4 protein-coding genes are annotated in these 2,263 nt (G+C 51.8%); all 4 read right to left on the reverse strand.

The window, feature by feature from the left end; genetic code table 11:
- The coding region (locus tag J07HQW2_RS12430) for an ATP-binding cassette domain-containing protein (protein WP_021055889.1) at positions 1-557 on the reverse strand (557 nt) is incomplete at its 3' end.
- 284 nt (positions 558-841) lie between these two features.
- Positions 842-1,135 (reverse strand): DUF2339 domain-containing protein, encoded by a 294-nt coding sequence (locus J07HQW2_RS12435; protein ID WP_303704124.1) that lies wholly within the window; start codon positions 1,133-1,135, stop codon positions 842-844.
- Between the two features lie 213 nt (positions 1,136-1,348).
- Positions 1,349-1,576 carry a hypothetical protein gene (locus tag J07HQW2_RS18740; RefSeq protein WP_303704125.1) on the reverse strand — a complete coding sequence of 76 codons (228 nt, stop codon included), beginning with the start codon at positions 1,574-1,576 and terminating at the stop codon, positions 1,349-1,351.
- Between the two features lie 130 nt (positions 1,577-1,706).
- A complete protein-coding gene (locus J07HQW2_RS18745; protein WP_021055891.1) occupies positions 1,707-2,003 on the reverse strand; it encodes a hypothetical protein in 297 nt (98 codons plus the stop codon).
- Between the last annotated feature and the right edge of the window lie 260 nt (positions 2,004-2,263).

The raw sequence follows: 2,263 nt of genomic DNA on the forward strand, positions 1-2,263 counted from the left end.
ACGATGGTATCAAGCCCAGTTGTCGGTTCGTCGGCAATTATTAGCTTCGGGTTAAGGGCGAGTGCCATTGCGATGACGACTCGCTGACGCATCCCGCCCGAGAGTCGATGCGGGTACTCATCGGTCCATTCTGGGTCTAACCCGACAGTTTCGAGCAGCTCACGTGACCGTCGGCGGGCGCTTCGTTCCGAGACCTCGCGGTGAGTTTTGATAGCCTGGCAAATCTGTGCACCGACGGTCATGACAGGATCAAGGGCATCGATTGCAGTCTGTGGAATAAAAGCGATCTCCTCCCAAAGGATATCCCGGTGCTCAACTGGAGTCATTGATCGTAGGTCTCTGCCCTCAAACTCGATATCACCAGACTCAATCACTGCGTGGTCAGGTAGTAAATCAAGAACAGCCTTCGCAGTCGTCGACTTTCCTGAGGCTGATTCACCAGATAGCGCGTAGTTGACGCCATGTTCAATAGAAAACGAGACATTGTTAACACTGTGCAGGGGTTCCCCTTGCGTGTCGTATCGCACCACCAAGTCGTCGACATTGAGAAGTGTCACTGTTTTATTACCTCTCTGGAGAAGAGTAATATGAGTAATAATGATTTTGGGCGACAGACAGCATCTCTCAGTTCTCCTTTCGAGCCGCAATTAGTCTGAATCATTCTATTTATAATTAATTATTTTTATAGTTATGAATCTCCGGTTATCGGCTCAACGGCTGATTGTTATGATCGCCGCCTGCGTCTGAGTGTTCGCTTATTACAGAATTGAAAACCTGATTATGACCACGGTCAGTTGTACGATATGCCGGACTACCATGTTCTTACAGTCACCTGAGCGACTCACGGCTCCGACCTCGCTGTTTTAATTTTCGATAATGCAGTTAAACGGACGACCACCCTCCGACGGTATGCATGCGATGTTGCCAGGAGAGGACTCCCGAAAATAAGAGATAAAATCATCTGGGCAACCGTATCGAGCCCTTGTGTATCCAACAGGAACACTTTGAGTGTCGTCGCGCCGAACGCAAGCACACTAGTAAGACGGAGCAGACGCGTCTCAGCCTGGAGTCCGCCCATAAATAGTGCTGCGCCGAACATCGCCCACACGACTGATAGCGACAGGGACCACTTCAACCGACAGTCACAGGATCCACTGCCGAGCGGTCCACTCTAGCAGCGTCGCGGCGAATACAGCGTTAATTGCAGTGAGCGTCTGTGCTACCCTATATGATTCAATACGTCACTTCGAGTTCAGGTGTTCTGTCTGAGCACGATGCTTCCGGCAATATAAATGATCAAAACGACGACGGTGACACCGGCAGGCTATCCAGTCAGGATTTAAATCACTCAATCATGCGATGATGCGATGATCAGTCCGTTCGTCAGTGGGACGCTAGCGGTCATATACCGACTCCACGAACGGACCGTGGCGGTGAGGACCGACTCAAGGGTGAATAAGAATGCGTGCACGAGTGTCATAACGAAGCTTTCGAAATCGAGTCCGAGATAGGCGGTGGTATACCTCAGCAGGAACGCTTCACCAGCCACCACCGAATTCCCGTTGAGTACGGACACGACAGCGGTTCAACGCCAGGAGGACGCTTCACAGCGGCGTGTCAATTGCAGTGCGATAGGACTCGAACCTGTAAGCCGTGTAGATGTTGAAGAACGCACCCGCGAGCCCGATGCCGGCGGTGAGCCGTCCCTACCGTTTGTGTCCTTGGCGGCGTGCGATGCGCTGTCCGCCGGCGAGTAGTGTAGTTCGACCGGTGGTACCTGCAGCGATTCGACCGGGCGGATCGAGGATTCCAGCTTCGGTTGCCACGGAAAAAAAGACAATACCGAGGACGAACGCGACGCTGCCGACGCGTCCTAACCATTTGGCTCCGATATCCCGATCCCAGTTCCGACGGTCGTCCATCTTGTATTCATCACCTACGTCAAAACTGTCTTTTGTGAAGGTGTGATCACTACTTTGCTCCTCTGAAGGGGCTGTCGGCATCAACGTCCAAGTCAGACCAGGATCGCTACCCGGTTGATATTCAGTGTGAGTTCGTTCAAAGCTTGTTTCGCTGTTTAATACCTCAATTCGAGTTACCCGACACGGTGTTGGAGGGAACCGATTGTCGAACGGGGTTCCTGGGTCTCCGCTTTGAGATCGTCATCGTCGGTCATACGACAGCTATCGAGCCTAAGCAAACACAGGTGTCAAGTCGGTATGAGTAATGATTGAAATAGACTATGGAATGAGATATCGCTGCA

The sequence above is a fragment of the Haloquadratum walsbyi J07HQW2 genome, from assembly GCF_000415985.1.
Taxonomy (GTDB): Archaea; Halobacteriota; Halobacteria; order Halobacteriales; family Haloferacaceae; genus Haloquadratum; species Haloquadratum walsbyi_B.

Excerpts from the sequence above, each read along its gene's own strand:
- J07HQW2_RS18745 (WP_021055891.1), bottom strand. The coding sequence starts at position 2,003 with ATGCCGACAGCCCCTTCAGAGGAGCAAAGTAGTGATCACACCTTCACA.